Genomic DNA, 23,760 nt, shown 5'->3' with positions numbered 1-23,760 from the left:
CCCCGCCCCACGTCATCCCAGCGGAAGCTGGGATCTCCCTTCAACCTTGAACCACCTCGAACAGGTCGAGCCACCGAGGATTGGAGGCTTCGACGAGTTCGATCTTCCAGGCGCGCTTCCACGCCTTGAGCATCTTTTCGCGAGCAATGGCGTCCTCGATCGAGCCATGCGGTTCGACCAGGACAAGCCTCGTCAGCTTGTACCGCTTGCAGAAGTCGGACCCCTGGCCGCTGCGATGCCGCCAGATCCGCGCCGCGAGGTCCGCCGTCACGCCGACATAGAGCACACCGCGCGCCCGATTGGTCATGATGTAGGTCCAGCCGCCCCGCATGATCCGAGCCTAACGGAAGAAAAGAGAGATTCCAGCTTCCGCTGGAATGACGTGGAGGGTGTCTCGTCCCCATCGCGTCATCCCAGCGAAAGCTGGGATCTCCCTTCAACGTTGGAGCGCCCGAACCCATGGGCCCGCGTCACGATCACATCATTTCGGACCCGAATATGCTTGACGCCCCCGACTGCACATAGTCCCTTTCCATCGGGCACGGGGAGAAAAGCGATGGCGGACGAGCAGGCGGGCAGCGCATTCCAGTTCCATGGCAGTTGGCGCGAGTTCGCGCCGATCGCCTTCATCAACCTGCTGCTGATCATCGTCACGCTGGGCTTCTACCGCTTCTGGGCCAAGACCCGCGAGCGCCGCTATCTGTGGAGCCGCACCGATTTCATCGGCGATCCGCTCGAGTGGACCGGCACCGGCAAGGAGCTGTTCATCGGCTTCCTGCTGGTGGCGCTGCTCCTGTTCGTGCCGGTCGCCGTGCTGCAGTTCGTGGTGCAGGGCCTGGTGATGCGCGGCCAGTTCGGCAGCGCCGTGGCGCTCAGCACGGCGGCCTATGTCGCGCTCGTCTATCTCTACGGCCTCGCCCGCTATCGCACCCTGCGCTATCGGCTCAGCCGTACCCTGTGGCATGGCATCCGCGGCGGCAGCGACGATCAGGGCTGGGGCTATGCGCTCACCGCGCTGTGGAGGACGGCGCTCGGCGTCTTCATCCTGGGCGTGCTCATGCCCTGGTCGATGACGAGCCTGTGGAACGAACGGTGGAATCGCCTGAGCTTCGGCAGCAACAGCTTCGCCGCGAACGCCAGCTGGCGCCCGATCATCGGCCGCTTCCTGCTCTTCTATCTCCTGCCGATCGTCGGCTGCGTCGGCGGCATCGCCGCCGTCGCCGGCTCGGCCTCCAGAGCCGCCGCGCCCGATCCCGCCATGTTTGTGACGATCTTCCTCGGCGTGATCGCCGCCTATTTCGCGATGGGGATCATCGCGATCCTCTATTATGCCGCCTATCTGCGCGAGGCGATCGGCGCGCTCACGCTCGACAGGATCGGCTTCGCCTTCACCGCGCGCTCGGTCGACTGGTTCAGGTTCATCTTCGCCACCATCGCGCTCGTCATCGTCACCTTCGGGATCGCGCTGGTCTTCCTCGGCTATCGCAACTGGGCCTTCTTCATCCGCCATCTCGAAGCGACCGGGGAAGTGACCCTGGCCGATCTGACGCAGTCGACCACGGCGATGCCGAAGCAGGGCGAGGGGCTGCTGGACGCACTCGATGTCGGAGCCTTCTGACCCGCCAGCGATGCGCGCGGCGGCGTGGCTCTACGATGGCCGATCGGCCGTCCGCCACGCCGTTTCCGTGGCGCTGGCGGGCGACAGCCTCGCCATCGATGGATGTCCCGCCGTCGCGCTCGGCCTGCTGCTGCGCCTCGATGGCCCGCTCCTCCACTTCGGCCGTTCCGATATCCCCGGGTGGAGGCTCGGTTTCGAGCAGGATCCTCCGGCGGAATGGCTGGCGCGGCTGCCCGGGCCGATCCGCTATGGCCGGCTGATCGACCGCCTCGGCCTGTGGCGGGCCGCCATCGCCGGCGCCGCGCTGTCGGCACTGATCCTGCTCGGCGTCATCTCCGGCCTCGATCTGCTGGCGCGCGCGATCCCCTTCGCCTGGGAACAGCGGCTGGGCGACAGCATCAGCGGCGACTTCGAGGCCCATGCCTGCCATGCGGCGGCGGGGCAAAAGGCGCTCGACGGCCTCGCCCGGCGGCTGTCGCCGGCGAGCCGCCCGATCCGCGTGACGGTGCTCGATATTCCGGTGGTCAACGCCGTCGCGCTGCCGGGCGGGCGGATCCTCATCTTCGATCGGCTGATCGCCGAGGCGCGCTCGCCCGACGAAGTCGCCGGCGTGCTGGCGCATGAGATCGGCCATGTCGATCATCGCCATGTGCTCGTCGCGATGATGCGCCGCTTCGGCATCGGCCTGCTGCTGGGCTCGGGCGGCAACAGCGCCCAATATGGCCAGGCGCTGCTCGATTCGCGCTACAGCCGCGCCGCCGAGGCGGAGGCCGACGACTATTCGATCGAGCATCTCCGCGCGGCCGGGATCAGCCCGATGGCCACCGCCGCGCTGTTCGCCCGCCTCGGCCGTGACGAGAGCGCCGATCCCGGCATCTTCGCCTATCTGGCCAGCCACCCGCCCTCGGCCGAACGCCGGCGCCGTTTCGCCGCGGCCGCGCGCACCCTGCGCCATCCATCGCCCGCCCTGCCGCCGGCCGCCTGGCAGTCCGTCCGCGCAATGTGCGACAAGGCAAAGGCCGCGCCTGCGAGCAAGAGCTTCTTCCGTTTCTGAGCGCGTGTGGGAGTGAGGCAAGCGAATTAATGTCGCTCTAGGCGAAGTCCTTCGCAATTCTGTCGCTTTCGCGAAATTCTGGTCTGATTTCTTGTCTTGCAATCATCCGCTCGGCTGACATCTTGAGGGCGAGGAAACGGAAGGGAGTAGCCAACATGCAAAACGTCAAGAAGAGTAATAGTTCCCGATGATTACCACTCTAAAGATCTCGACCAAGCATATCATGTACCTGGATAAACTGAACTTCGGATAAGTCACAGTGGCTCCGGTCGTGTCAGATCAACGACAACGATGACAACCCGGCCCTTCTCCGCCGCCTTGCTTGTGGCTTCTAGCGCCGCTTTCAGCTCTCCAGGTGTACTGGGCTTCGCTACCCCTTTTGGAGGCGATTGCAGCATTGCGCCCTTACCAAACCATAGCACGAGGTAAATACCGCGATCGGCGCGCCAGTCGTTGACGTAGAGATGCTCAAGTTGCGTGTCCGCGGCGGTCCACAGTTCGCGGTGCCACTGTCCTTTGACTTCGACGGGCACAATAACGTTCGGCGCGATCTCGGCGACGATGTCGACACGCTTGTCATCCGCTCCATGGTCTTCAGGCCGCAGCGCGATGCCGGGCAGGTTGCCATCCAGCATCTGGAGCAGGGAATCGCGACATGGCTCCTCGTCCTTGTGCCTTCCGTCCTCGCGGAAGAAATTGCTATACCAGTCCAGCCGATCGCCTTTCAGGCGCGCTTGCACCTCGTCGAACGCTTCGAGCAGAACCGCCTGAAGGTCGCTTGCAGTTGTCGGCGGCCCCGCGTCGACCACCGCCTTAATCTCCGCAAGCGTCGGTGGGACATAATGCCGCTCAGCACGCGCCTGGTGCTGCTCGGCGGCGTAGATCTTGAAGGCTTCGGTATAGCCGTCCTCGGCCCCGCCGCGCAGCCGCTCAAGCGCGATCACCGCTTCGTCGGATAAGTCGCTTCCCAGTCGAACGGCTAGGCCGCGCAAATACTCGGTTGCATCCCATGAATTAGTGTCGCCGCTCGATGGCCCAGATGGATAGGAACGCGATGGAAACAGGGGACGGAAGGTCGTGACAATCCACCCAATCTGTTCCGACGACAGGATCGCCGATCCACGATCGTCTTGTCGCCGGCCTCCACCGCGCGCGCGCAGATGCCAAAGTAGCTCGGGTTCGACCTGCTGCGCCTCTAGACGCGCCCTGCCCGCCTCGAAGTCGACAAGAAGTTGCACCGCATCCCAGTTGCGCCTGCGTTCGTCGTCGAGTGTGCGAGCGAGGCGGTTGGCGACAAGTGGAACAAGCGCCTCACCGCGGCCCGCTCCAAGTAGCCTGTCGAGCAGTTCGCTCTCGGGCTCCGCGGGCAAGTCAGGAAAACGCTTAAGCCAGTCCTCGGCGAGCCGCAGCGTCAGCTCCCCACGATAGGCGTCGCCGCGCATCAGCGCATAAAGATGATCAACATGCGTTGCTCGCCGTTTAAGCTGTGGCTCCACGTAAAGCCGCACTGCACATTCGAAATCGCCCCGTTCCCTCAGTTCGGCTTCGATCGCCGCTTCGAGCCCTTCGATCTTGGCGTGATCATCGATACGTGTGTGCCAGATTTCGAACAGTCCGGCCATTAGCCGTTCACTCGAGACCCCTTCGAACGGAACATCGTGTAATCGCAGCCGCTCACTGAGCGCCGCGACGATGATGTCCGTAGCGTACCAGCGCGTTCCCTTGGCATGGCTGACCGCGATTCGTGCCGCACTGGGACGCGGCGGGGTGATATGCAGGAAGGCCTCGAAGCCTGTGTGCGCAGCCTCCGCCACGTCGCCACCGACCCAGCCAGCGATGCGCCCATGCGCGGGGCAATCATCGCCAATGTCGTCATATTGATGGAGGTAAGCCCGCGCTGGGTTGATAATAAACTGGAACTCGCCGCGCCGCATGGCGTCCAGGTTTTCGGCGAAATTACGGCGGTGTTCGGCATGGGCAACGGCGCGTTCAGCCAGGCGTTTACGAGCGCCCTCATCCTGTTTCCGCTTCCACTTGGGTTCTTGAGGTTCGGCAAGGCTCTCGATCCACTCGATCAGGTCGGAGCGATGCGCCGCGAAGCGCTTCGCCGCCTCACGGATTATCTTGCCCTCGTCGCCCGATGTCGGGACAAGCCAAAGTACCTCCCGCCATCGCTCGTCGCGGTGGTCATCCGGATTGAGCCCATCGAGAAGCACAATAGCATCGTCGGAAGAAATGGACAGTCCTGGCGAAACGTCACTCAAGTTGAACGCCCGCATTCGAAACGCCTTCGGCTCGCGCTCGGCCAACATTATGATGCGCTGAATCGAGCGGCGGGTCTCCTCATTTTCCTTGAACCAATCGGCGAGTTGTTCGGCTCGGTCGCGGTGGTAGCTTCGCTGTCCTTCGAAATGTTCGAGCCAGCTCCACAGGCGCAGCGGCTCGGGCGCGCTGAGGGCCAATCGCATCAGGACGAGTTCGTAGTAGAGGTCGAGCAACTGATGTTCGTCGATTCCCGCATAGCGCGGCAGCAACTGTTTTGCGTAATCCGTGAACAGGTCGAGTAATAGGTCGAGCCGCTCGGGCGGGATCTGACGTGCAAGCTTCCAATAACGCCCAACGGACCGGTCGTGCTCATGCTGCCGCAGCGGGCAAAGGCTGAGCCCGTCGTACGCCAGCACGGTTTCGACGATCTGCACATCGCTGAAGGCATCGAGGCCGACGTCGTCCATCAACTCGAACGCAAGCCTAGTCGACATGCGGTCTGCCTGACAGCGGATCGCATCGAGCTCCTTCGGCCAATCGACACTGCCAGCCTCGATCAGCACTTGTCCCGCCCGCTCACGGATCGCGAAAATCTCGTCAGGATCGCGCAGCAGCGCGAGCAACACGTCCCGCATTTCCTGAGTCAGGGTCTCGCCGCGCAATTGTTCGAGCAGCAGCCTGCGCAGTCCGAACTCGCGGTCTCGGCCGGCAATGACAGCCCGCACCTCTTCCTGCAATGGCGTGACGACGAGCGCCGACGCGCGATATTCACCCCACCCAGCGAAGTGCGGATTGTCGCGTGACAGACGCTCGAGCGCATCGAGGAGCAGCTTTGCATAAGTCGGGCTCAAGACATCGCCGTCCCCATATTCGATCACGCCCATTGGGTCGGCCGCGATGACGTCAGGGGCGAGGTCGGTGTCGAGGGCAAGCCATGCATGCAGGCCGCGAAGATTGGCTGGAACCCGGCCCTCTGAACGCAGCATCGCTAGCAAGCGCTTGCGCTTGCCGCGCGTGTCGGCACGCCGCGACAGCCAGCGTGCAGCTAGATACTCACCAATGCGACGGTGAGGGTAAGTAGCTCCCAGCGCATTGACAGAAAACAGTCTCGTGCGGATCGCGCGATCGAGCGCATCGCCGACAACGAACTTCACTTCGGCGAACGGCAGTTCACCGTTGTCATGGTTCGCGATGGCCGTCTCGCGAGCAATCCGACTGCTTCCTGTCAGCAGCAGCGCCGCGAATGCCCCGCCTGCCGCATCGAGCGCTACACCGGCGGGCAGCTCGATTTTGCCGGGCTTGGGTTCTCGTCGAAGCTGCTCGGTCGCCAGTGCTAGGAGGCGGCTACTCGTGCGCGGAAGTTCATGGCCCGTCGGCAAAGCTGCGATCAGTTTCAGTGTCTGCGGATTGCCGAGGAAATCGAGTTGATACCTGTCGAAGTGATCGAGCAACGCACTCGCCCTCGCCTCGTCGTTCGTCAAGCTTACGAGTAATGCGCGCTGCTGGTCGTGATTGAGCGGATCCAGATGCAGCTCGAGCGGTGGCTCCGCGTATTGCTCGCGGATTGCTCCGACCGCAGTCGCGGCGCGCCAATCGGCGACTCGGCACGAGAGAACGAAGCGCGGATAGCCTGCTGCTCCGAGTTTCTGAAGCACGAGATCAACCGCGTCCCCTTCCCCTGCCGCTGCGAGTTCGTCGAGCGCATCGATGACGAGAAGCTGTGCACTCCGAAGCAGGCTGTGCGGGTCGTGACGGTTAATCAGCTGTCGCGCGGTGCAACTGGCTGCTTCGGGAGCAGATGCGAGATCTTCCAACAGGCTGGTCTTACCCATGCCCGGTTCGCCGAGGACAATGAGGCAATCGGCAAGGCCCAGCAGTTCACCCTGTGCAATCCGCTCCTGCTTGAGGTCGCGCGTAAGATACCAAAGCGTGCGTGGAAGGAAGTCGCTCACAACTCTTCCTTGCAGATCTAATCCTTATGGGCAACGACGCCGCCGAGTTGTCGCCAACCCGTACCTTTGTTCGGCAGCTTGGCGGCAAACCCCGGTTCCCCCAACCTTTGCTGAAGCCAGAAGTGCCGGCAACGCCCGCTATCCCCTGGTGGCCACACAAGCCCCGCTATCCTCCATTCCATCGGCGATCAGCGCGATCGATCCGGACAGCAATCACATCGCTTCACCGCACGCCTCGCTCGCATCAACCGCCCACCCACCGGCACGGCGACCCGCGTTCACGCGGCAGACAGGTTCGTCCGAACAGGCAGGTTGGACTGGGGAGGTTAGAAGGAGTCATCCCATGCACATCATTTCGAAAAGACCAGCTGTTCGCGTCATGCTTGCCATGCTGGCCCTGCCCATGGCGGGCAGCCTGTCCGCGCAGCCGCAGGGCGCGTCCGAATCCGGCATCGTCGTCGATGGCGCCGTGCCGCAGCCGCCGGTGATGACGGCCGGGCCCGAGATCAAGGGCATCATCTCCGCGCGCAGCGGCGACAAGTTGAAGGTCACCGCCGCCAACGGCACCAGCACGGTCATCGCCGTCAACGATGCCACGCGGATCAAGACCGGCGGCGGGCTGTTCAGCGCCAATCGCAGCAAGCTCGCCGCGGCCTCGCTGCTCAACGGCCTGCCCGTCACCGTCAAGACGATGCAGCCGGCCGGCGGGCAACCGGGCGATGGCCTGGTCGCGAGCCAGATCGTTTTCCGCAACAACGATCTCAAGACCGCGACGATGATCCAGAACGCCACCGCCCAGCGCTTCGACGAACAGACCGCGGCAACCGAGTCGCTGCGCGGCCGCCTCGGCGACATCGACAAATATAATATCAAGGCCACCACGAACGTGCACTTCGATACCGGCAAGGCGGAGTTGTCCGCCGAGGACAAGGCCGCTCTCTGCAACACGGCAACCACGGCGCAGGGAACCGAAAACGCCCTGATGCTGGTGGTCGGCTACACCGATTCGGTCGGCGGCGACGAGTTCAACCAGCAGCTGAGCGAAAAGCGCGCCGGTCGCGTCATCAACTATCTCCAGCAGGCCTGCGGCTGGAAACCCTATCGCATGCTCACCCCGACCGGCATGGCCAAGGCCGACCCGGCGGCGAGCAACGACACCGAGGAAGGCAAGGCGCAGAACCGCCGCGTCGCGGTGAATATCCTTGTCAGCAAGAGCGTCGACGAGATGGCTTCGAACCAGCATTTCTAGACAGCTTGCGCGATCGGGCCGGGCGTGGACAGTCCACGCCCGGCCCGGCGTCGCCTCTTGGCCGCGCGGGGCGCGGACCCTAGGCTCGGGCGGGATTGTTCCCGTTCCGTTCTTGATTTTCGGCCTTGTTTCTGCTAGGCACGCGGTGTTGGATTGAATCATCCGCTCATCCTGAGCAGCCACTGAGCTTGGCGAAGGGGCGTGTCGAAGGACCTTCGATGCGCGCCCTTCGACTGCTTGCCAGGATGAGCGGATCAATCTCGTCACAACCTGCTCTAGCCAATCGCGTGCCGATGACGACCCGCCCCCGCCAGATCAGCCATCGCGATGGCTTCCCAAACCGCAGGGCAGCCGCCCCGTCGCGCCTGCCTGTCGGCCGCGCCGGTGCCGCTGGCCATGCGCCGTTCACCACACTGGCGCGAGGGCGCCGGAATCGAAAAAACAAAAAAACGCGCGAACAACCCCATGCAACCGGATTTTTGTCACTTATAGCTTGTCATGTTCCGCCCGCCGATCTCCGCTATAGGGCCGTCCCATGACCGCTTATCTCACCCGCCCGGACAAGCCCGCGCTTGCCTATCGCTATCGGCCCGGACGCGGGCCGGTGATCGTCTTCCTGCCCGGCTACAGGTCCGACATGGAGGGCGAGAAGGCGACAGCGCTCGATGCCTGGGCGGGCCGCGAGGGGCGGGCGATGCTGCGGCTCGACTATTCGGGCTGCGGCGCCAGCGAGGGGCGCTTCACCGATTTCACCCTCGATCATTGGCGCGACGACGTGCTCGACGCGATCGCGGCCTTCGCGGCCGGTGGGCCGCTGGTGCTGGTCGGCTCGTCGATGGGCGGCTGGCTGGCGCTGCTGGTGGCGCTCGCGCTGCCTGGCCGGGTGCAGGCGCTGGTCGGTATCGCCGCCGCGCCCGACTTCACCGACTGGGGCTTTTCCGAGGACGTCGTCACGCTGCTGCGCGAGGAGGCGAAGATCGAGCAGCCCGGCGACTATTCGGACGAGCCCCATGTGACGACCTATGCCTTCTGGGAATCGGGGCAGGCCAACCGGCTGCTCGCCAAGGGAGAGCGGGCCGAGATCGCCTTTGACGGCCCGGTCCGGCTGCTGCAGGGGCAGCTGGACGATACCGTCCCCACCTCGATCGCGCTGCGGCTGTCGCGCGCGATCCGTTCAGCCGATGTGCAGACCATATTGGTCAAGGACGGCGATCATCGCCTGTCGCGGCCGGGGGATATCGCCCTGCTGCTGGGCGTCGTCTCGCAGCTGATGGAGCCCTGATGCTGATCCTGCTCATGGCCGCCACCGCCGTTGCTGCCCCTGCTGCCGCTCCTGCCGCTGCGCCGCCCACTCAGGCCGAGCATGCGGCGCGCGGCGCGAAATGCGCGGCTCTGGCCAAAAACGATCCCGCCAAGGCCGAGGCCGAGGCGCGCGGCTGGATCGCGGGCGGCGGCGGCATGGCGGCGCGGCAGTGCCTCGGTGTCGCCCAGTCGGGCCTCGAGCAATGGCCGGCCGCCGCCACGACCTTCGAGGGCGCCGCCCGCGATGCGCAAATCGCGCAGAACCCGATGGCGGTGGTGCTGTGGATGCAGGCGGGCAACGCCGCGCTGGCGGGCGACGAGCCGGCCCGCGCGCGCGCCGATTTCGACAGGGCGCTGGCCCTGCCCGGCCTCTCGAACGAGATGAAGGGCGAGGTCTATCTCGATCGCGCCCGCGCCGGCGTGTCGGTCAACGACCTGCCCGGCGCCAGGGTCGATCTCGAACAGGCGACGAAGCTGGTGCCGCGCGATCCGCTCGGCTGGCTGTTGCGCGCCAATCTCGCCCGCCGGATGAAGGAGATGCCGCTGGCCTATGGCGCGATCCGCGAGGCGGCGGCGCTGTCGCCCGGAGACCCCGCGATCAGCTACGAAGCCGGCAACATCGCCGCGGCGGCCGGGCAGATGGACGACGCCCGCGCCGCCTGGACCCGCGCCGCGCAGGCCGCGCCGGACAGCGACGCGGGCCAGGCGGCGGCGCTGGCGCTCAAGGACGCGGCGAGGCCGCGCCCTTGAGTTTTATTTGTTCTGCCTCAGACGCCGGGCGCGGGGCATCCGCCCCGCTTGGCTTCCTCGCAATAAGCTCGGGCGGCCGTTCGGCCTTGCGGGTCACTGACGTGCCCCGGTGCCGAGCTCTGCGTCGGAGCCTGTCGAGGCTCCGCAAGGCCGAACGGCCGCCGCGCCTTATTGGCGCGAAGCCAAGCAGGACGGATGTCCTGCGCCCGGCGTCTGAGGGCCAAACAAAAAACTCATCGGCCCTTCGCGCGGTCACCGGCAGCGCAGCTTCCGTTCCAGGCGTTGCATCGCCGATCGCGGCCCCTAGATTAGGCCGATGAAGTATTTGCACACCATGATCCGCGTCTCCGATCCCGACGCCACCATCCGCTTCTTCGAGCTGCTCGGGCTGCGCGAGATCAGGCGCTTCGACAATGAGGCGGGCCGCTTCACCCTGATCTTCCTGGCGGCGCCCGGCGACGAGGACGCGCAGGTCGAGCTCACCCATAATTGGGGCGAGAAGGGCTATGAGGGCGGCCGCAATTTCGGCCATCTCGCCTATCGCGTCGACAATATCTACGAGACCTGCCAGCGGCTGATGGACGCCGGGGTGACGATCAACCGGCCGCCGCGCGACGGCCATATGGCGTTCGTGCGGACCCCCGATAACATCTCGGTCGAGCTGCTCCAGGACGGCAAGCTCGAGCCCGCCGAGCCCTGGGCTTCGATGCCGAACGTCGGGAGCTGGTGAGCATGGCGGTCGAGATCCTTCGCCTGCCGGTGCTCAGCGACAATTATGTCTGGCTGATGCACGATCCGGCCTCGGGCGAGACGGTCGTGGTCGATCCGGCGGTGGCGGAGCCGGTGCTCGACGCCGCGGCGGCGCGCGGCTGGACGATCGGCCAGATCTGGAACACCCACTGGCATCCCGACCATATCGGCGGCAACGCGGCGATCAAGGCGGCGACCGGCTGCATCGTCAGCGGCCCCGCCGCCGAGGCCGCCAAGATCCCGACTCTCGATGTGCCGCTGCGCGAGGGCGATATCGTCCGGATCGGCGCGATCGAGGGGCATGTCATCGAGGTCCCCGCGCACACCGCCGGGCACATCGCCATCCACCTGCCGACCGAGGGCGCCGCGTTCGTCGGCGACACCCTGTTCGCGATGGGCTGCGGCCGGCTGTTCGAGGGAACGCCGGCGCAGATGTTCGCCAACATGGCGCGGCTGTCGGCCTTGCCGGCCGAGACGCGGGTCTATTGCGCCCATGAATATACCCAGTCCAACGGCCGCTACGCGCTGGTCGCGGAGCCCGACAACCTCGCGATCCGCCAGCGGATGAGCGAGGTCGACGCGGCCCGCGCGGCCGGCGAGGCGACGGTGCCGAGCACCATCGCGCTCGAGCGCGCCACCAATCCGTTCATGCGGGCCGCCACCGTCGAGGAACTGGCCGGCCGCCGCGCCGCGAAGGACGCCTTCAGGGGCTGATCGTTGCGCCGGGCAGTTCCGCGGGGCCGCCTCAGTCGCGCAGCAGCTCGTTGATGCCGGTCTTGGAGCGGGTCTGCGCGTCGACCCGCTTGACGATCACCGCGCAGTAGAGGCCGGGGCCGCCATCCTTGCCGGGCAGCGTGCCGGGCACGACCACCGCATAGGATGGCACGCGGCCGACGAAGACTTCGCCGGTGGCGCGGTCGACGATCTTGGTCGAGGCGCCGAGATAGACGCCCATCGACAGCACCGCGCCCTCCTCGACGATCACCCCCTCGGCGACCTCCGAGCGCGCGCCGATGAAGCAGTTGTCCTCGATCACGACCGGGCCGGCCTGCAGCGGCTCGAGCACGCCGCCGATGCCGACGCCGCCCGACAGATGGACATTCTTGCCGATCTGCGCGCAGCTGCCCACCGTCGTCCAGGTGTCGACCATCGTGCCTTCGCCGACGAACGCGCCGAGATTGACGAAGCTCGGCATCAGCACCGCGCCCTTGGCGATATGCGCGCCGCGCCGCACGATCGATCCCGGCACCGCGCGGAAGCCGGCGCTGCGATATTCCGCCTCGCCCCAGCCGGCGAACTTCGACGGGACCTTGTCCCACCAGCTCGCGCCGCCCGGCCCGCCCGGGATCAGCTCCATGTCGTTGAGGCGGAAGGAGAGCAGCACCGCCTTCTTAAGCCACTGGTTGACCGTCCAGCCGTCGGCCCCCTTCTCCGCGACGCGGCGGGTGCCGGCGTCGAGCGACAGCAGCGCTTCCTCGACCGCATCGCGCACCGCGCCCCTGGTCGAAAAGCCGATCGCGTCGCGATCTTCCCAGGCCTGTTCGATGGTCTTCTGCAGATCGCCGCTCATTGCATACCCCCTGTGATTTCGTGCAGCCATTGGCCGACGTCATGGATTTCATAGTCGATGAAGCTCAGGTCGACCTCATGGCTGCCGAGTTCGGAGCCATTGTTCACCCACACCGTGGTCATGCCGATCGCCTTGGCCGGCTTGAGGTTGCGGGCCATGTCCTCGACGAACAACGATGTGGTCGGCTCGATCCCGAATGCCTTCACCATCGACTCGTAGCTCGCGACATGCGGCTTGGGCTGGTAGGCGCAGGCGTGGATGTCGTGGATCGCCTCGAAGCTCTTCGACAGGCCGAGCCGTTCGAGCACCCGCTCCGCATAGACGGCATCGCCATTGGTGAAGATCAGCTTGCGCCCCGGCAGCCTGGCCACTGCCTCGACCAGCCGCCGGTCCTCTTCCAGCGCGTCCATCTCGACATCGTGGACGAAGGCGAGGAATTCATGCGGGTCGATCTCGTGGTTCTTCATCAGCCCGGACAGCGTGGTGCCATGCTCGCGAAACAGCCGCTTCTGGATCTGGTGCGCCTCCTCGGCATCGACGCCGAGCAGTCGCTGGACGTACAGCCCCATGCGCACGTCGATCAGCCCGAACAGATCGGCCGTCGCCGGATAGAGGGTGTTGTCCAGATCGAAGATCCAGGCGTCGATATGGTCGAGGGCGGCAAGCATGGCGGGCGAGTAGCGGTTGGGGGGAGGCGAGGCAACCCGCCGGCCTTCCCAGCCGCGATAAGGGGAGGAGGCTTAAACGGTAAAGCTCTCGCCGCAGCCGCAGCTGCCCTTGGCGTTGGGATTGGCGAACACGAAGCCGGCCGAGAAGTCGTCCTCGACCCAGTCCATGCGCGAGCCGATCAGGTACAGGATCGAGCCGCCGTCGACATAGAAGTCGCCCCCCGGGGTCATGATCTTCTCGTCGAACGGATCGGCCTGGCTGACATAGTCGACCGAATAGGCCAGGCCGGAGCAGCCGCGGCGCGGCGTCGACAGCTTGACGCCGATCGTCCCCTCGGGCGCCGACGCCATCAGATGCGCGATGCGCGCCTCGGCCGACGGGGTGAGCGTCAGCGCGGCGGGACGGGCGCGGGTTTTCACGTCACTCATGGTTCGTCTCCAGACCTTCCCGTTCAGGGAGGGTAGATTACAACATTCCAAGTTCCAGCTTCGCCTCGTCGGACATCTTCGCCGGATCCCATGGCGGATCCCAGACGAGGTTGACCTCGGCCGATCCGACCCCCGGGACCGCGCCGACGCGCAGCTCGACCTCGCCCGGCATCGATTCGGCCACCGGACAATGCGGCGTGGTCAGCGTCATCGTCACCACGACATGGCTGTCGGGGGTGACGTCAACGCCGTAGATCAGCCCGAGCTCATAGATGTTGACCGGGATCTCGGGGTCGTAGATCTCCTTGAGCGCGTCAATCACGCCCTCGTAGAGATCGCCGCCCGGCTCCCCTGCACCCGCGGACGCCGGTTTTTGCGCCAGGAAGCCTTCGAGATAATCGGGCTTGTGGCCCACATCGTCGAGATCGACGCGTGCCTTGGGCGGCGCCGCGACGGCGGTGACCTCCTCGATCTCGATCTTGCCTGGTTCGTTCATTGGTTCGCCTTGCTCGCTATCTGGCATCATCCGAAAATCCGCGTCACCCGTTCGATTCCCCGCGCCAGCGCCGCAACATCGCTCTCGTCATTGTAGATGCCGAAGCTCGCGCGCGCGGTCGCGGGGATATCGAGGTGTTCCATCAGCGGCTGGGCGCAATGATGCCCGGCCCTGATCGCCACCCCTTCCTCGTCCAATATGGTGCCGATGTCGTGCGGATGCACCCCTTCGATCGCGAAGGAGACGATGCCCGCGGCATCCTCCGGTCCGAACAGCCGCACGCTGTTGATCGCCGACAGCGCGTCGCGCGCCTGCGTCACCAGCGCCACTTCGTGGGCGTGGATCACCGGCAGGCCGATCGCCTCGACATAATCCATCGCGGCATGGAGGCCGAGCGCGCCGACGATGTTGGGCGTGCCCGCCTCGAAACGCTGCGGCGCGGGCGCCCAGCTCGTCTTCTCGAACGTCACCTTGTCGATCATCGACCCGCCGCCCTGCCAGGGTGGCATCGCGTTCAGCAGCGCGCCCTTCGCCCAGAGCGCGCCGATACCGGTCGGTCCATAAAGCTTGTGACCGGAAAAGGCGTAGAAGTCGCAGCCGATCGCCTGCACGTCGACCGCGATCCGCGGCACCGCCTGGCACCCATCGAGCAGGATCTTCGCGCCGACCGCATGCGCGAGCCCAGTCGCGCGCTTTGCGTCGAGCAGCGATCCGAGCACGTTGGAGACATGCGCGAAGGCGACCAGCTTGTGTCGCTCGGTGAGCATGCGTTGGGCCGCATCGAGGTCGATCCGGCCGTCCTCGGTGAGCGGGCAGACGTCGATAGCCACGCCGGTGCGGTCCTGGATCAGCTGCCAGGGGACGATATTCGAATGATGCTCGAGCTTGGACAGCAATATGCGGTCGCCGGGGCGGAGATTGGCAACGCCCCATGTCTGCGCGACGAGGTTGATCGCCTCGGTCGCGCCGCGGACGAACACCACTTCGTCCGAGCTGTGGGCGTGGAGGAAGCGCGCGACCCGCCGGCGTGCCGCCTCATAGGCGATCGTCATATCGGCGGAGCGGCGATAGACGCCGCGATGCACGGTCGCATAATCGCGGCCATAGGCCTGGTCGATCGCGTCGATCACCGCCTGCGGCTTCTGCGCGGTTGCCGCGGTGTCGAGATAGTGCCAGCCCTCGGGGATGGCGGGGAAATCCCGGGTCCACGCGTTCATGCGCGTCCCTCCAGCCAGCGCTCGGCGTCGGCCTGGAACATGTCGCGCGCGCGCTGCTCGCCGATCCGCGAGATCGCGTCGGCGATGAACGCCTGGGTCAGCAGTGCGCGGGCGCGATCGGGCGTGATCCCGCGCGACATCATGTAGAACAGCGCGCGCTCGTCGAGCTCGCCGACGGTCGCCCCATGGGCGCATTTCACGTCGTCGGCGAAGATTTCGAGCTCGGGCTTCAGGTTCACGGTCGCGGTGCGCTTGAGCATCAGCCCGCGCAGGCTCTGCTCGCCATCGGTCTTCTGCGCATCGCGCGCCACCTCGACCCGCGCCGCCATGCTGACGGTCGCCCTGTCGTCGGCGACGGCGCGCCACAACTGCCGGCTGGTGCCCTCTTCGCAGGCGTGGCGGACGACAATCGCCGCTTCGTGGCGCTGCTCGTCGCGCGCGAGCAATGCGCCGCCATGCTCGGCATAGGCGCCCGGTCCGTCGAGCAGGATCGCACCATCGATGCGGCTGCTGCCCTGACCGGTGCCGAGCACGGTGGTGACGAGGCTCGCCCCCGCGTCCAGCCGCGCTTCGTCGCGCAGCGAGGTGAAGCCGGACGATTGCGAAATACGGATCGCCCGCATCAGCCGCGCCGAGCGGCCGAGCCCGATGCTGGTGAGCCGGTTGGCCCAGCCGTCGCCGACATAGGTCTCGACGATGCTCGCCTGCGCGTCCTCGGCCATGACGACGCGCGCGGGCAGGTGGCTGGCGCCGCCGGTCGCTACATGGACGATCTCGATCAGGTCCTCGGCCCCGTCCTCATGGACGGCGAGCGTCCAGCCAGAGCCAGTGGCGAGCGCCGCCAGCGGATGCGTGGAGCCGATTCCGGTCGGGCCGACGGCAATCGGGCCGGGGCGGCTGCGCGCCTCATCGAACCTGCCGTCGACGAACAGCAGGCGCGGGCCGTCGCCGATCCAATGTGCATCGAGATCGCGCGCGCCGGCGGCGGGTGCGGCGGCGGCGAGTCCAGGCAGCGCCGACAGGTCGGACCAGCGCCACGCTTCCTCGCGGGGAGAGGGGAGCGACAGGCTCACGCCGCGATCGCTCCGTAACCCTCGCGCTCGAGTTCGTGGGCGAGCTCGGGGCCGCCGGTGCGGACGATGCGGCCGTCGGCGAGGACATGGACGAAGTCAGGTTTCACATAGTCGAGCAGGCGCTGATAATGGGTGATCAGCAGCACCGCCTTGTCGGGCTTGCGCATGATCATGTTGATGCCGCCGCCGATGGTGCGCAGCGCATCGATGTCGAGGCCAGAATCGGTCTCGTCGAGGATCGCCAGCCTGGGGTCGATGATCCCCATCTGCACCATCTCGTTACGCTTCTTCTCGCCGCCCGAGAAGCCGACATTCACCGGCCGCTTGAGCATGTCCATGCTCAGCCCGAGCGCATCGGCCTGCGCCCGCGCGCGCTTGAGGAAATCGCCGCCCGACAGCGGTTCCTCGCCACGCAGCCGCCGCTGGGCGTTCAACGCCTCGCGCAGGAACTGCACGTTGGAGACGCCGGGGATCTCGACCGGATATTGGAAGCCCAGGAACAGCCCGGCCGCGGCGCGCTCATGCGGCGCCAGCGCGAGCAGGTCGACGCCGTCGAAGGTCGCCGATCCCTCGGTCACCTCATAGCCGGGCCGCCCGCTCAGCACGTAACTGAGCGTCGACTTGCCCGCGCCATTCGGCCCCATGATCGCATGGATCTCGCCCGGATTGAGCGTCAGCGACAGCCCCTTGAGGATCGGCTTGCCGTCGACTTCGGCGTGGAGGTTATTGATGTTCAGCATTGACGATATCGTTTCCGTAAATTGCCTCGGCTTCAGACAAGGTGAGCCTTTTGTGCATTAGCGACACGGCGGCGGAAATTTCCTTTTCCGTCATCCGACCGACCCCTTCCAGCTTCTCCCCAGCAGCTTGTGCGGCACGGCCTTCTCAAGCCCCTCCCCTGAAGGGGTGGGGAGTCGAGGCGGCGATCCTGATCGCGAGGCGAAAGCTCAGCCAACCGAGCCCTCCAGGCTTATCCCGAGCAGCTTCTGCGCCTCGACCGCGAACTCCATGGGGAGCTGCTGGAGCACCTCCTTGGCGAAGCCGTTGACGATCAGAGCCACCGAGGCCTCCTGGTCGAGCCCGCGCGACATCGCGTAGAACAGCTGGTCGTCGCTGATCTTCGAGGTGGTCGCCTCATGCTCGATCTGTGCCGAGGGGTTCCTCACCTCGATATAGGGTACGGTGTGCGCGCCGCATTTGTCGCCCAGCAGCAGCGAATCGCACTGGGTGTGGTTGCGCGCATTCTCGGCGGTCGGGCCGACGCGCACGAGCCCGCGATAGGTGTTGTTGCTCTTGCCGGCCGAGATGCCCTTCGAGACGATCGTCGAGCGGCTGTTCCTGCCCAGATGGATCATCTTGGTGCCGGTATCGGCCTGCTGGCGGTTGTTGGTGACCGCGACCGAATAAAATTCGCCGACGCTGTTCTCGCCGGCAAGGACGCAGCTCGGATATTTCCAGGTGATCGCGCTGCCGGTCTCGACCTGGGTCCAGCTGACCTTGCTGTTCCGGCCCTGGCACAGCGCGCGCTTGGTGACGAAATTATAGATGCCGCCCTTGCCCTCGGCATCGCCCGGATACCAGTTCTGGACGGTCGAATATTTGATCTCGGCATCGTCCAGTGCGACCAGCTCGACCACCGCGGCATGGAGCTGGTTCTCGTCGCGCATCGGCGCGGTGCAGCCTTCCAGATAGGAGACGTGGCTGCCCTTGTCGGCGACGATCAGCGTGCGTTCGAACTGGCCGGTATTCTCCGCGTTGATGCGGAAATAGGTGCTCAGCTCCATCGGGCAGCGCACGCCCTCGGGGATATAGACGAAGGTGCCGTCGGAGAAGACCGCGCAGTTGAGCGTCGCGAAATAATTGTCGTGCATCGGCACGACCTTGCCGAGCCACTTGCGCACCATCTCGGGATATTCGCGGATCGCCTCGCTGATCGACCGGAAGATGACGCCGGCCCGCTCGAGCTCGGCGCGGAAGGTGGTGGCGACCGAAACCGAATCGAACACCGCGTCGACGGCGACCTTGCGCGCGCCCTCGACGCCGGCGAGCACCTTCTGCTCCTCGATCGGAATGCCGAGCTTCTCGTAGACGCGCAGGATCTCGGGATCGACCTCGTCGAGCGAGCCCAGCTCCTTCTTCGCCTTGGGCGCCGCATAATAATAGGCGTCCTGATAATCGATCGGCGGCACGTCCAGCTTGGCCCAGTCGGGCGGCGTCATCGTCAGCCAGTGGCGATAGGCCTTGAGTCGCCAGTCGAGCATCCATTCGGGCTCGTTCTTCTTGGCAGAGATGAAGCGCACGGTGTCTTCGGACAGGCCTTTCGGCGCGAAATCCTGCTCGATGTCGCTGGTGAAGCCCCATTCGTAATTGGAGGCCTTGTCGGCGGCGTCGATCGCGGCGCGATTCTTTTCGGTGCGAGTGTCGGTCATGCCGACACTCCCCTAGAATTGCCCGACAGCATTGCAAGGCTGACCCCTCCGAGCGCGCCGCGAATCGTGTCGTTGACCACGCCCCAGTGCGGCTTGACCAGGCACGAGCCCTCGAGCCCGCAGTCGTGGCGATGGTCGTCGACGCAGGCGGTCATCGCGATCGGCCCCTCGACGGCTTCGACGATGTCGGCCAGGCTGATCTCGGCTGCCGGGCGGGCGAGGCGGACGCCGCCGCCGGTGCCGCGCGCCGAGGCGAGAAGGCCCGCCTGCGCGAGTCGGCCCATCAGCTTCTGCGCGGTGGGCAGCGGCACGCCGGTTTCATCGGCGATCAGCGTCGCCGTGAGCCGCTCGCCCGGCGCGTGACGCGCGGCGGCGGACAGCATCACGACCGCATAATCGGCTAGGCTGGACAGGCGCATGACGAGTTCGACTTTCAATCGGATTGATTCGGTCCAATTGGGCAGATGGCCCCGGCACGGCCCGGCGTCAAGGCTGCTTCCCGCAATTAGGCCGCCAGCGCGGGCGCGATGTCCCGGCCGCGTTGGGCGAACACGACCGGGACATCTCGGGCTACGGGTCGGATCGACCCGGGGCACGATCGCGTACATTGCCTTCGGGGGGATGGACGCTGCGGGGGTAACGAACGGCGGCACCGGTTTAATCCCGCGCGGACATATTTTCGCAACCGGCAGATCGCACGGTGCGGGCGCGCTCCGTTGTCAGCCGGGCGGCGCTGCTCTATGGCCCGCGCCGATATGACCGAGCAGATCATCATCGCCGTTCCCAAGGGCCGCATCCTCAAGGAGGTGCTGCCGCTGTTCGCGGCGGTCGGCATCCTCCCGGAGCCGGCGTTCGGTGACGAGGACAGCCGGCTGCTGCGCTTCGCCACCAACCGCGCCGACATCGGCCTGATCCGGGTGCGTGCGTTCGACGTTGCGACCTTCGTCGCGCACGGCGCCGCGCAGCTCGGGATCGTCGGCTCGGACGTGCTGATGGAGTTCGACTATTCGGAGCTCTACGCCCCGGTCGACCTGGATATCGGCCATTGCCGGATCTCGGTCGCCGAACCGGTGGCAATGGCGGCGAGCGACGATGTCCGCGAGTGGAGCCATGTCCGCGTGGCGACCAAATATCCCAACATCACCCGCCGCCATTTCGAGGCGCGCGGCGTGCAGGCCGAATGCGTCAAGCTCAACGGCGCGATGGAAATCGCCCCTGTGCTCGGCCTGTCGAGCCGGATCGTCGACCTGGTTTCGACCGGGCGCACGCTCAAGGACAACGGCCTCGCCGAGGTGGAGAAGATCGCCGATGTCTCGTCGCGGCTGATCGTCAACCGCGCGGCCTTCAAAACCCGCGCAGGCGAGATCGCGCCGCTGGTCGAGGGTTTCCGCCGTGCCGTCGAGTCCAGGGGGGTGGGCCCCGATGCCGCTTCGGCTCGATAGCCGCGATCCCGGCTTCGCGGCGGCGTTCACGGCGCTGGTCGAGGGCCGGCGCGAGGCCGACGAGGATGTTTCGCGCGACGTGACCGCGATCATCGCGGCGGTGCGGGCGCAGGGCGACGCTGCGCTCGCCGACTATACGCGCCGGTTCGACCGGCACGATCTCGACGCATCGGGCTGGCGGATCGATCGTGCCGCCTGCGACGCCGCGCTCGCGGGGCTGGATGCCGAACTGCGAGCGGCGCTCGACCTCGCGGCGGAACGCATCCGCGCCTATCATGCCGAGCAGCGCCCTGCCGACAGCGCGCGCACCGACGCTGCGGGTGTGCGGATGGGTGCGCGCTGGGGTGCGGTCGAGGCGGCGGGGCTGTATGTGCCTGGCGGCCGGGCGGCCTATCCCTCGTCGGTGCTGATGAACGCGATTCCCGCAAAGGTCGCCGGCGTCGACCGGCTGGTGATGGTGACGCCGACCCCCGATGGCGCGGTCAATCCGCTGGTCCTCGCCGCGGCGGCGCTGGCGGGCGTGGACGAGGTCTGGCGGATCGGCGGTGCGCAGGCGATCGCGGCGCTTGCCTATGGCACCGATCGAATCAGGCCGGTGGATGTGATCGTTGGCCCCGGCAATGCCTGGGTGGCCGAGGCCAAGCGCCAGCTTTACGGCGTGGTCGGCATCGACATGGTGGCGGGCCCGTCCGAAATCGTCGTCGTCGCCGACGGCGACAATGATCCGGCCTGGATCGCCTCGGACCTGCTGAGCCAGGCGGAGCATGATCCGACCAGCCAGTCGATCCTGATCACCGACGACGCCGCCTTCGCCGATGCCGTCGCCGTCGAGGTGGAGGCGCAGCTCGGCCGTCTCCAGACCGAGGCGACCGCGCGGGCCAGCTGGGCCGACAACGGCGCGATCGTCACCGTCGCCAGCCTCGGCGAGGTGCCCGCGCTGTCAGACCGGCTCGCGCCCGAGCATCTCGAACTGGCGGTTGCCGATCCGCAGGACCTGTTCGATCGCATCCGCCATGCCGGCTCGGTGTTTCTCGGCCGCCATGCGCCCGAGGCTGTCGGCGATTATGTCGCGGGGCCCAACCATGTGCTGCCGACCGGGCGGCGCGCACGTTTCGCGTCGGGCCTGTCGGTGCTCGACTTCATGAAGCGCACCAGCTTCATCGCGCTCGATCCGGCGGCCATCGCTGCAATCGGGCCGGCGGCGGTTGCGCTCGCCAATGCGGAAGGGCTGCCCGCGCATGCGGCGTCGGTCGCCGCGCGACTGGGACGATAGATTATGACCAAGATCAACGAACGCTCGCGCTCGCGCAGCGCCGCCCGGCTCGCCGCCGCGCAGGCGCTCTATCAGCAGGAGATGGAGCAGACCCCGCTGGCTTCGCTGCTCGACGAGTTCCACCAGCACCGGCTGGGCGCGACGATCGAGGATGTCGAATATGCCGCGGCCGAAGTGAGCTTCTTCGACGATCTGGTGAAGGGCGTCGATGCCCGCCGTGCCGAGATCGACGCCGCGATTGCCGCCCGGCTTGCCAGCGGCTGGACGCTCGAGCGGCTCGACCGCCCGATGCGGCAGATATTGCGCGTCGGCGCCTATGAGCTGATCGCCCGGCCAGACGTGCCGACCGCGACGGTGATCAGCGAATATGTCGATGTCGCGGACGCCTTCTACGATCGCCGCGAAAAGGGCTTCGTCAACGGACTGCTCGACGGCATCGCGAGGGACGTGCGCGCTTGATCGAAGGCGCCGCGATCGTCAACGACCCGTTCTTCTGGCTGCTCGGGATACCGGCCGTCGTCTTGCTGGGCCTCGGCAAGGGCGGCTTCATCGGGGTCGGCACGCTGGCCATTCCGCTGATGGCGCAGGCGGTGCCGCCGGTACAGGCCGCCGCGGTGCTGCTGCCGCTGCTCATCGTCCAGGATGCCGTAGGCGTCTGGTCGTTCCGCGCCAGCTGGGACCGGCGCATCATGGTCGTCATGCTGCCGGGGGCGGTGATCGGCATCGGGCTGGGCTACTGGTTCGCCGCCAGCTTGTCCGAAGCCTGGGTGCTGGTCGCGGTGGGGCTGATTTCCTTTCTGTTCGGACTCCAGCGGCTTTGGGTCGAGCGTGGCGGGCAAGCGACGCCGTCGCATCGGCTGCCCGACTGGATCGGCGCGATATGCGGGGTCGGCTCGGGCCTTTGCAGCCAGATTGCACATGCCGGCGGGCCGCCATATCAATTGTGGGTGATGCCGCAGCGGCTGGATCGCGACAGCTTCGTCGGCACCACCGTGATATTCTTCGCGGTGATGAACTGGATCAAGGTTCCCGCTTATGCCGCGCTCGGGCAGTTCTCCACCGCCAACCTGCTCGCCTCGGCCGCGCTGCTGCCGGTGGCGACCGCCTCGACCTTCGCGGGCGTGTGGCTGGTGCGCAGGGTCGATGGCGAGCGCTTCTACACGATCATATACGGGCTCACCGTGCTGCTCGGGGCGAAGCTGCTGTGGGACGGGGCGGTTCAGCTTGCCGCCTGAACCGGCACGACCTGGGCTTCCCTCCCGGAAACGGGCGTGAACGAATGGCGATGAGCGACGAGAAGCGCCTGGTCGATGCCCTGCGCGGCCTTGCCACGCATCCTGGCGCGCGCGCGCTGCTGGACGACGCTGCGGTGTTGCCCGCGCCGATCGGCCGCGATCTCGTCTTCACCCACGACATGCTGGTGGAGGGGGTTCATTACCTGCCCGGCGACCCGCCCGGCGACGTCGCGTGGAAGCTGCTTGCGGTCAATCTGTCGGATCTCGCGGCGAAGGCGGCCCAACCGGTCGGCGTGCTGATGGGCTATGGCCTGACCGGCGCGCACGATTGGGATGCGGCGTTCGTCGAAGGGCTCGGCCGCGCGCTTACGCATTTCGGCGTGCCGCTGCTCGGCGGCGATACGGTCGCGCAGCCGTCGGGCGATGCGCGCGTGCTGGGGCTGACCGCGATCGGGCAGGTCGCGCCCGGCGGCGCGCCCGACCGGCGAGGGGCGCAGCCGGGCGACCTGCTGTTCGTCACCGGCACGATCGGCGATGCGGGCTTGGGCCTGCGCATTGCACTGGGCGAGATCGAGGGCCCTCGCCGCCTGCTGAAGGCCTATCGGCTGCCGATGCCGCGGCTCGTCGAGGGGCGGGTGCTCGGCGGTCTGGCCCATGCCATGGCCGACGTGTCGGACGGGCTGCTGATCGATGCGCAGCGCATGGCGGCCGCGTCGAATCTTGCGGTCGAGGTCGATCTCGATGCGCTGCCCCTGTCGGCGGAGGCGCGCGGCTTCGGCGAGGATCGCCCAGCGCGGCTCGCCGCAGCCATAGCGGGCGACGATTATCAGCTGCTCTGTGCCGTCCCGCCGGGTGATCGCGATGCCGCCGCGGCGGTCGCGGTCGAAATCGGCCGTTTCGAGGCGGGGGCGGGGCTCGCCGTCCGCGATCGCGATGGCGCGGTGCCGTTGCCCGCGCATCTCGGTTACGAGCATCGCTGAACCGCAGC

23 protein-coding genes are annotated in these 23,760 nt (G+C 66.6%); 12 read left to right on the top strand and 11 right to left on the bottom strand.

Going from position 1 to position 23,760, the window contains the following annotated elements:
* Window positions 1-40: 40 nt before the first annotated feature.
* A complete protein-coding gene (locus AC1DPF_RS12255) occupies window positions 41-331 on the bottom strand; it encodes a GIY-YIG nuclease family protein (RefSeq protein ID WP_477867997.1) in 291 nt (96 codons plus the stop codon).
* Between the two features lie 225 nt (window positions 332-556).
* Between AC1DPF_RS12255 and AC1DPF_RS12250 the strand changes: the two genes are divergently transcribed.
* Both AC1DPF_RS12250 and AC1DPF_RS12245 read left to right on the top strand, forming a co-directional pair.
* Window positions 557-1,618, top strand: coding sequence for a YjgN family protein (locus AC1DPF_RS12250; RefSeq protein ID WP_477961593.1), 1,062 nt, complete (start codon window positions 557-559; stop codon window positions 1,616-1,618).
* A complete protein-coding gene (locus tag AC1DPF_RS12245) occupies window positions 1,602-2,672 on the top strand; it encodes a M48 family metallopeptidase (RefSeq protein ID WP_477961591.1) in 1,071 nt (356 codons plus the stop codon). Before AC1DPF_RS12250 ends, AC1DPF_RS12245 begins: the two co-directional genes overlap by 17 nt.
* Before the next feature lie 254 nt (window positions 2,673-2,926).
* Here AC1DPF_RS12245 and AC1DPF_RS12240 read toward each other — a convergent pair whose 3' ends face one another.
* Window positions 2,927-6,889, bottom strand: coding sequence for an NACHT domain-containing protein (locus tag AC1DPF_RS12240; RefSeq protein WP_477961589.1), 3,963 nt, complete (start codon window positions 6,887-6,889; stop codon window positions 2,927-2,929).
* A 343-nt stretch (window positions 6,890-7,232) separates the two neighbouring features.
* On the opposite strand from AC1DPF_RS12240, the gene AC1DPF_RS12235 reads away from it, so the two are divergent.
* The 5 genes from AC1DPF_RS12235 to gloB all read left to right on the top strand — a co-directional run bounded on the left by AC1DPF_RS12235 (window position 7,233) and on the right by gloB (window position 11,654).
* The gene (locus AC1DPF_RS12235) at window positions 7,233-8,138 is read left to right on the top strand and encodes an OmpA family protein (RefSeq protein ID WP_477961587.1); all 906 of its coding nucleotides are present in this window, start codon (window positions 7,233-7,235) and stop codon (window positions 8,136-8,138) included.
* Between the two features lie 535 nt (window positions 8,139-8,673).
* A complete protein-coding gene (locus AC1DPF_RS12230; RefSeq protein WP_477961585.1) occupies window positions 8,674-9,420 on the top strand; it encodes an alpha/beta hydrolase in 747 nt (248 codons plus the stop codon).
* Entirely contained in the window at window positions 9,420-10,190 is a 771-nt protein-coding gene (locus AC1DPF_RS12225; protein ID WP_477961583.1) for a hypothetical protein, read from the top strand. Before AC1DPF_RS12230 ends, AC1DPF_RS12225 begins: the two co-directional genes overlap by 1 nt.
* Before the next feature lie 316 nt (window positions 10,191-10,506).
* Window positions 10,507-10,920, top strand: a complete 414-nt coding sequence (locus tag AC1DPF_RS12220; protein ID WP_477961581.1) for a VOC family protein — start codon at window positions 10,507-10,509, stop codon at window positions 10,918-10,920.
* Window positions 10,921-10,922: 2 nt separating this feature from the next.
* A complete protein-coding gene (gloB, locus tag AC1DPF_RS12215) occupies window positions 10,923-11,654 on the top strand; it encodes a hydroxyacylglutathione hydrolase (RefSeq protein WP_477961579.1) in 732 nt (243 codons plus the stop codon).
* A gap of 31 nt (window positions 11,655-11,685) precedes the next feature.
* Here gloB and dapD read toward each other — a convergent pair whose 3' ends face one another.
* The 9 genes from dapD to AC1DPF_RS12170 form a co-directional block, all read right to left on the bottom strand.
* Window positions 11,686-12,510, bottom strand: coding sequence for a 2,3,4,5-tetrahydropyridine-2,6-dicarboxylate N-succinyltransferase (gene dapD, locus AC1DPF_RS12210; protein ID WP_477961577.1), 825 nt, complete (start codon window positions 12,508-12,510; stop codon window positions 11,686-11,688).
* Window positions 12,507-13,178 carry a pyrimidine 5'-nucleotidase gene (locus AC1DPF_RS12205; RefSeq protein ID WP_477868019.1) on the bottom strand — a complete coding sequence of 224 codons (672 nt, stop codon included), beginning with the start codon at window positions 13,176-13,178 and terminating at the stop codon, window positions 12,507-12,509. The genes dapD and AC1DPF_RS12205 overlap by 4 nt, the downstream gene beginning before the upstream one ends.
* A 72-nt stretch (window positions 13,179-13,250) precedes the next feature.
* Window positions 13,251-13,607, bottom strand: coding sequence for a HesB/IscA family protein (locus AC1DPF_RS12200; RefSeq protein ID WP_477961575.1), 357 nt, complete (start codon window positions 13,605-13,607; stop codon window positions 13,251-13,253).
* Between the two features lie 37 nt (window positions 13,608-13,644).
* Complete coding sequence (locus AC1DPF_RS12195) at window positions 13,645-14,103, bottom strand: SUF system Fe-S cluster assembly protein (protein WP_477868023.1); 459 nt, start codon at window positions 14,101-14,103, stop codon at window positions 13,645-13,647.
* A 26-nt stretch (window positions 14,104-14,129) separates the two neighbouring features.
* On the bottom strand, window positions 14,130-15,320 hold the full coding sequence (locus tag AC1DPF_RS12190) for a cysteine desulfurase (RefSeq protein ID WP_477961573.1): 1,191 nt from the start codon (window positions 15,318-15,320) through the stop codon (window positions 14,130-14,132).
* On the bottom strand, window positions 15,317-16,393 hold the full coding sequence (locus AC1DPF_RS12185) for a SufB/SufD family protein (RefSeq protein ID WP_477961571.1): 1,077 nt from the start codon (window positions 16,391-16,393) through the stop codon (window positions 15,317-15,319). Before AC1DPF_RS12185 ends, AC1DPF_RS12190 begins: the two co-directional genes overlap by 4 nt.
* Window positions 16,390-17,133: a Fe-S cluster assembly ATPase SufC gene (sufC, locus tag AC1DPF_RS12180; protein ID WP_477868029.1), complete on the bottom strand. Its 744-nt coding sequence runs from the start codon at window positions 17,131-17,133 to the stop codon at window positions 16,390-16,392. Before sufC ends, AC1DPF_RS12185 begins: the two co-directional genes overlap by 4 nt.
* A gap of 207 nt (window positions 17,134-17,340) precedes the next feature.
* On the bottom strand, window positions 17,341-18,822 hold the full coding sequence (gene sufB / locus AC1DPF_RS12175) for a Fe-S cluster assembly protein SufB (RefSeq protein ID WP_477868031.1): 1,482 nt from the start codon (window positions 18,820-18,822) through the stop codon (window positions 17,341-17,343).
* A complete protein-coding gene (locus AC1DPF_RS12170) occupies window positions 18,819-19,241 on the bottom strand; it encodes an SUF system Fe-S cluster assembly regulator (protein WP_477868033.1) in 423 nt (140 codons plus the stop codon). The genes sufB and AC1DPF_RS12170 overlap by 4 nt, the downstream gene beginning before the upstream one ends.
* A gap of 336 nt (window positions 19,242-19,577) precedes the next feature.
* Between AC1DPF_RS12170 and hisG the strand changes: the two genes are divergently transcribed.
* The 5 genes from hisG to thiL are packed head-to-tail and all read left to right on the top strand — an operon-like array spanning window position 19,578 to window position 23,752.
* Entirely contained in the window at window positions 19,578-20,264 is a 687-nt protein-coding gene (gene hisG, locus AC1DPF_RS12165) for an ATP phosphoribosyltransferase (protein ID WP_477869230.1), read from the top strand.
* Window positions 20,245-21,537, top strand: a complete 1,293-nt coding sequence (hisD, locus tag AC1DPF_RS12160) for a histidinol dehydrogenase (protein ID WP_477961569.1) — start codon at window positions 20,245-20,247, stop codon at window positions 21,535-21,537. The genes hisG and hisD overlap by 20 nt, the downstream gene beginning before the upstream one ends.
* Before the next feature lie 3 nt (window positions 21,538-21,540).
* Window positions 21,541-21,996, top strand: coding sequence for a transcription antitermination factor NusB (gene nusB / locus AC1DPF_RS12155; RefSeq protein WP_477868037.1), 456 nt, complete (start codon window positions 21,541-21,543; stop codon window positions 21,994-21,996).
* Complete coding sequence (locus AC1DPF_RS12150) at window positions 21,993-22,772, top strand: sulfite exporter TauE/SafE family protein (protein WP_477961567.1); 780 nt, start codon at window positions 21,993-21,995, stop codon at window positions 22,770-22,772. The genes nusB and AC1DPF_RS12150 overlap by 4 nt, the downstream gene beginning before the upstream one ends.
* A gap of 50 nt (window positions 22,773-22,822) precedes the next feature.
* A complete protein-coding gene (gene thiL / locus AC1DPF_RS12145; protein ID WP_477868041.1) occupies window positions 22,823-23,752 on the top strand; it encodes a thiamine-phosphate kinase in 930 nt (309 codons plus the stop codon).
* Window positions 23,753-23,760 lie beyond the last annotated feature (8 nt).

The organism is Rhizorhabdus sp. P4_G6, from assembly GCF_056401045.1.
The sequence above is the reverse complement of the archived record's forward strand: the minus strand, read 5'-3'. Positions and strand labels throughout refer to the sequence as shown.